Genomic DNA, 6,367 nt, shown 5'->3' with positions numbered 1-6,367 from the left:
CCCTTTAAGGGGCAAGCCCGAGACCGCTCGCGGTTGGCAGACTTTCAGGGCGCCTTCTTAGGCGCTTGCTAGTACCATGCCCTTATAGGGCTGATGGAAGCCACCGGCTAAGCCGGTGGTTATGACTGGCGATAGGGCTGGCATAACAGCGCTTGTCAGTTAGGGGTTCCGCCCTTCCTTGCGTTCCAGCTCAAATTCATCCACCAAGTCGCCTTCGACGGTATAAGCGCGGTAGATCAGCTTATCGGCAGACACTTCGATGCCTGCATACATCTGTTTCCAGTTTTGCAGGTGCTTCTTGTGGTAGAAGCGATCCTCTTTTTTCTTGTTAAACTTCTGTCCTGACGCGTTCGTCGTTACATACACCGTTCCGCCCGATAATGCAATTTCTCCGTCCTTGAGCGGGTAGGAGCGGGAGTATTCGTGGTTGTGCCCCTGCAGCACAAGATCGACATTGTATTCGTCAAACAAGGGCACCCAGTGCTTGATCACCTTCTTATCCTGATTCCCGCCGTAAGCAGGCCGATGAATCGCGACGACGACCCAGGGCTTACGGTTAGCCTCCAAATCCCGCTTAAGCCAATCCGCCTGCTCTTTAAACTTTCCTTCCGTATTTAACATCACAAAATGGACCGGACCATAATCAAAGGTATAGCTCGTCCCCGGCAGCAGGCTTGCCGCGCCGTTATTCGGCAAGTGAAAGTGAGAGATGAAGGCGGAGGCTTGCCGATCTACCTGTTCGTGATTGCCGGTTACCGGCATGAAAGGAACGCTCGCCGTCCACGGACGCGCTTTGTTCAGCAAATGATTCCATGCCGCGTCGTCCTCGGGATGTTCCGTTAAATCTCCGTTATGGATCAAAAATGCGGCTTCCGGAAACTGCTCGAACGCTTGCTCCAACGTATTTCGCCACAGCTCGAAATGCTGCTCGTCGACCCCTTGCGAATCCGCTACATTGATAAAGGCGAAGGCTTCAATGCGATCCGGCGCCGTCCTGAATGACGCCGGCTCGCTCCACCGCGCCTTTTTTTCGTCGCCTACTCTGTACAGATAGCTTTCTCCTGCCTTGAGCCCGGTCGCTTCCGCTTTATATACCCCTTTAACCTTTCCGTTGCTTAACGTCAGCTCCGAAGCATCGCCCCGAAATTTAAGAAGCTTCGACTGATCGAGGAAATCCGCGGCATTCGCCCCCTCTATAACCTGCAGATCGGCCTGCATGTAAGGCGTCTCCGAATGCCAGGTAAACGCCCGGCTGGTCCGCGGATCCCCTCTGAATGTCGTGACGATGGCTTGCGGGGTATCGTCCGTATTCCCGACAGTTCCGTCCGTTTCAACTGGCCGGCTCGGGGAGGACGCTTCCGTCTCCTCCGGCTGCTGCCGGTGATTGACGGAGCTTGCTTCGCTGTCTATCCTTGCATCCTGTTTGGGTCCTGCTGAAAACCAGATGGCTCCGGCCAGGACCATAAGAACGGCTAGTAAAAGCCAAGATTTGTTTTTTATGTTCATAGCAGCCCTCTCCATATTTTCTTTCCTTCGGTCAAACGGGCATGAAGCCGCCGCAAGCCTCCTCGCCGCCGTTTTCGGCGATCATTCCCGCCAAGCGCGGCTTTCCGGGCCGGCCGGCCTAAGCTCTCTTCGGTCTCTGGCCGGCGGTTTGCCGTACATGCGGGAATATTCCCGGCTGAACTGGGACGGACTTTCGTAGCCGACCCGGAAGGCGGCGTCGGAGGCGGGAAGGGCCTCCGACAGCATTAATCTTCTGGCTTCCTGAAGGCGCACCGTTTTCTGATATTGCAGCGGACTCATCGCCGTTATGCGCTTGAAATGCTTGTGGAAGGCGGAGACGCTCATATTCACCGATTTGGCCAACTGATCAACCGACAGCGGACGATCGAACTGCCGATTGATCCGTCGGATCGCCTGCGCGACGCTGTGCGAATGGCTGCCGATCACCGCAAACGGGTAAAGGAGCGCTCCTTGAGCTCCCTGGAACGTGCGGTAGACGATTTCGCGCAGAATCAGTGGCGCCATGAACGGGATTTCCCCGGGGGCGTCGAGCAGCCGCATCAGCCGAACGAGCGCTTCGAGCAAGGCCGGGGACGTCCGGTTGACGGCGATGCCCCGGCCTGCCGGCGAGGCGTCGACGAGGGGCTTGTCGGCTTGCCTGGCGACTTCCAGGACGAGTTCCGCTTCGAATCCGAGCTTAAGGCTTAAATACGGAACCTCGGTGGAGGCTTCGACGATGTTGCCGAAGACGGGCAGCTCCACGCCCGTTACCAGGTAGGTGGAAGGGTCGTAGCGATACGTCTCGTCGGCTACGGTCGCCGTTTTGGCGCCCTGCGCCACGACGCAAATCGAAGGCTTGTACACGGAATCCAGCCGCTCCGTCGAATCGGAGGCGCGCATCAGGGCAAGGGACGGTATGGCGGTCGAATGCGTTCCGTTCGAGGGAGCGTGACGGCCGATCAGCTCGGCCAACTGCCGCAGCGCTTTTTCTGCGCGAAAGGATTCGTTCGGGTTGTCCATCGAATGGAGCCTCCGTTTCTAAAAGTAGTTCCATTATAGTAAGCGCGAGGAGGATTAGGCAATTAGAAAAGGATCGACCTGTTCGGCCGAGGTGCGCTCCATGAGGATCGAGCCAGGAACCCTGATTTCGCCTCGCCGCATGACATAACGAGGGCGCTGAGTCTCGGTACGGATCGCAGCCTGGTGAATTTATTCGTTAAAAAAGGGGCACCTGCCGCTAAAAAAAGCCGCATTCCATTTTGGCGACTTATGCTCTAGAATAGAACACACCTATCGCAGGAGACGAAACAGGGGCGCGATCGTTCGAGTCCCTGTTTCGTCGTTGCGACGGGACGATCCGTGAAAGGGGCGCAGCCGCATGAAAGTCACTGTAGTGCTCGCCGACGACGAGCCGCTGATCTTGAAAGGCCTTGGCAAGCTGATTCCTTGGGAGCGGTACGGCATGGAAATCGTCGGCTTCGCCTATGACGGGAAGGAATTGCTTGAAGTAATCGAAGCCGCCAGGCCCGATATCGTCATTAGCGATATCAGCATGCCTCACTATAGCGGAATCGACATCATTAAAGAAATCAAACGGCGCGAACTGCCGATCAAAACCGTGTTTATCAGCGCCTATCAAGAGTTTTCTTACGCGCGCGACGCCGTTGCCTACGGCGCCGTCGATTACCTGGTCAAGCCGGTCAAGAAGTCGGAGCTTGAAGCGGTCATTGCGAAGACGCTTTCCTTGATCCGCGAGGAAAACGAAGAGGATCGACGCAGGCGCAAACTGGACCAGCTTGAGCGGAAAAACCGCGACGGCGAGGTGGACGTATGGCTGGAGCAGTTGGCGGAAGGCGTGCTGCCGGAGTATTCGGAGGGCTACGCGTACTTGCGGAGTCAGCTTGCCGGGCCTCTGTATGCGGCGGGCGTTGTCGGGATCGATCCGACGGGCAACGATAACGCACGCTGGCCCGCGCCCACGCAGAAGCTGGTCGAATTCGCCGTCCGCAATATCGTGCAAGAGAGCGTGAAAGCTTTCGTCAACGGGTATTCGTTCGTCCGGGCGGGGAAGCATGTTTTCGTGCTGAGTTACGAGGAGCCGGACGTCCCGATGGAGCTGGCGTCAGCGATCAGGGACAACATTCTTAATTTCCTCAAACTAAAAGTTTCCGTCGGAGTAGGCGATCCCGTCCCTGATCTGTCTCAAGTGCGCGTCTCGCGCGAGCAAGCCGAACAGGCGCTGGAGATGACCTATTTTACCGGACTGAACCGGGCGATCGGCTATCGCGTGCGCGAACAGCGCAAAGACAGCGAGAACGAATGGTTCACACTCCAATCCGCCATCGTTAATGGGTTGACCGAGGGCGCATGGGATCACGCGCTGTCCGCGATGAAGTCGCTGCTGCAGGTCATCAAGGACGCGACGATCGGCAACCGCCAGCTTGCCGTGTCCACCTGCTTCTCTTCAATTCTGTACATCGTGCAGGAAGTGAAAAAGTCCGACGTGCCGATGTCCGATTGGGGCTTCGACATTCAGCATCTGCAAAGCCGATTGGGACGATATGAGACGTATGAGGCGATGTGCGGCGGCATTGTCGACATGCTTCAGGAGCTGTACGACCGGATCGGGGACAAGCCGGCCGGCAAGGAGCAAACCTTGATCGCCCGGATCGTCCGATATATCGAAGGTCATTACGCGGAGGACGTTTCGCTGGAATCGGTCGCCGCGATCGCTTTTATGAACCCTTATTATTTTAGCAGCTTCTTCAAGAAGCACACGAGGCGCAATTTCAAGCAGTACGTCACCGAGTTGCGAATGGAGCAGGCCGTCCATCTGCTGAAGACGACCGATCTGATGGTGTACGAAATCGCGGAGAAGGTCGGCTACAACAACGCGAGGCATTTCAGCGACATGTTCAAGAAGCATACGGGCAAGCTGCCGCAGGAATTCAAGCAATCTCTCAGAGGCTGAGCGGGGGTTGCGGAACGTTCTTTTCATCACGATGCCGGGGGGAACCGAATGTCTTTCGTACGAAAATGGTGGAACAGCGTTTTCGTCAAATTTTCGGCCGCGTTTTTACTGGTCGGCCTGGTGCCGCTCATCGCGCTGAGCATCTTTTCTTTGCAAGCGTTCACAGGGCACGTACAGCAGTTTACGGTCAACAATCTGAAGCAGATGTCGCTGTATTTGAGCTATAACGTCAACAATTTCTTTTCCGATTACGACGAAATTACCCGTCTTATGTATACGGGAAGATATGAGGGCTACTCGCATACAATCTCCGTCAACCAGACCGCCAACGTCAACGAGCACGAGCAGATCAACAGCATTCCGATCGCCGCTTTTCTCAGAACGGTTCTCTATAGCGACAAACATATCCGCAGCGTTTATTTTGTCCGCGCGATGGACGGCAAGCTTTATTTTCAGACGAGGCAGAGCAAGCCGCTGCTGGCGGAGCAGCTGCCGATCGCGGACTGGCTGAAGCCGCTCGCGAAGAAGCCGAACCATCTGTCGATCCATCCGACCCACGGAGAGCACTATTACAATTCTCCCGATCGGCGCGTCATTACGTTCGGGCGCAATCTGATCGACATCTCCGGTACGCTGACGGTGGAACCGAAAGTGGTAGGCAGCCTGTTTATCGACGTCGATGCGGGGGTGCTGGACGGCTTTTTCCAGGAAATGAATCTGAACAAGAACGACGAGCTGTACGTGCTGGATGGGGCCAATCGGATTTACTACAGCAACCGGAGCGATAAGGGAGGAGCGGACGCGGAGCCGTCTGCGGCAGTGTTCGATCGTTACGGCGGCGGAATCGGAGACTATCTGGTGTTCAGCGACGAGATTCCTTACTTGTCGGGGCGAGTGCTCCTACGCGTGTCCGAGCGAAGCCTGTTCACTCAGCTGACCTCCACGCAGTCGGCCGTCTATCTCGCCATCGTCGTTTGTGCGATTGCGATGCTGGCGATGGGGACGCTGCTGTCCAGAAGATTGGCTTCCCCGATCCGCGACGTGCTACAGCATATGAACAAAGTGGAGATGGGCAATCTGGATACGCAGATCCAGTCTTACGGCAAGGACGAGCTCGGCCGCTTAGCCTTCGGCTTTAACCGGATGGTGGAGCGGCTCAAAATTTTTATCAACGACGCTTACGTCGCGGAAATCAAGCAGAAGCAAGCGGAGTTGAACGCGCTCAAAAGCCAGATTCGTCCCCATTACTTGTACAATACGCTTGAAGTCATCCGCATGAACGCGGTCTACAATGACGACGGCGAAGTGGCCGACATGATTCTTGCCCTGTCCAATCAGTTGAAGTACGTGATCGATTACGGCGAGGACTGGGTCCCTATTCGGGAAGAACTCGATCATCTGAACGATTATTTCCACATTATCCGCGTTCGATACGAGAATCGGATCGACCTTCGGCTGAACGTCGCCGACGACGTGCGGATGGATATTCCGATCTTGAAGCTGTCGCTGCAGCCGATCGTAGAAAACGCGATCCAGCACGGCATTCTGCCGAAAGGCGGGAAGGGCGGGGTGCTCGTCTCGATCGAACGCGCAGGAGACGCGTTGTCCGTCATCGTGTACGACGACGGTGTCGGCATGAGCGTCATCCGGCTGCAGCGGCTGAAGGACGAGCTGGCGGAGCCGAAGGCGCCGAGCAAAAACGTCGGGCTGAAAAACGTGCACGACCGGATCAGAACCGTATGCGGCGACGGCTACGGGCTGGAGATCAGCAGCATGGAGTATGTCGGCACGTCCGTCCGGCTGAGCTTCCCGATCGCCGACAAACCGCTTAAATAACCGCATATGCGGCTTAAAAAACTTCATTCATTGCGAAATGGAGCGATGTTAACC

General features: G+C 56.2%; 4 protein-coding genes. 2 read left to right on the top strand and 2 right to left on the bottom strand.

Annotated features, from left to right (window positions below; translation table 11 throughout):
* Window positions 1-159: 159 nt before the first annotated feature.
* Window positions 160-1,464, bottom strand: a complete 1,305-nt coding sequence (locus ACFO3S_RS13540; protein ID WP_378096752.1) for a purple acid phosphatase family protein — start codon at window positions 1,462-1,464, stop codon at window positions 160-162.
* A gap of 123 nt (window positions 1,465-1,587) precedes the next feature.
* Complete coding sequence (locus ACFO3S_RS13535) at window positions 1,588-2,526, bottom strand: AraC family transcriptional regulator (protein ID WP_378096720.1); 939 nt, start codon at window positions 2,524-2,526, stop codon at window positions 1,588-1,590.
* A 358-nt stretch (window positions 2,527-2,884) separates the two neighbouring features.
* Between ACFO3S_RS13535 and ACFO3S_RS13530 the strand changes: the two genes are divergently transcribed.
* Window positions 2,885-4,477 carry a response regulator gene (locus ACFO3S_RS13530; RefSeq protein WP_378096717.1) on the top strand — a complete coding sequence of 531 codons (1,593 nt, stop codon included), beginning with the start codon at window positions 2,885-2,887 and terminating at the stop codon, window positions 4,475-4,477.
* 48 nt (window positions 4,478-4,525) lie between these two features.
* A complete protein-coding gene (locus ACFO3S_RS13525; protein WP_378096714.1) occupies window positions 4,526-6,313 on the top strand; it encodes a cache domain-containing sensor histidine kinase in 1,788 nt (595 codons plus the stop codon).
* Window positions 6,314-6,367: the final 54 nt, after the last annotated feature.

The organism is Cohnella hongkongensis, from assembly GCF_042654645.1.
Classification (GTDB): Bacteria; Bacillota; Bacilli; order Paenibacillales; family Paenibacillaceae; genus Cohnella; species Cohnella hongkongensis.
The sequence above is the reverse complement of the archived record's forward strand: the minus strand, read 5'-3'. Positions and strand labels throughout refer to the sequence as shown.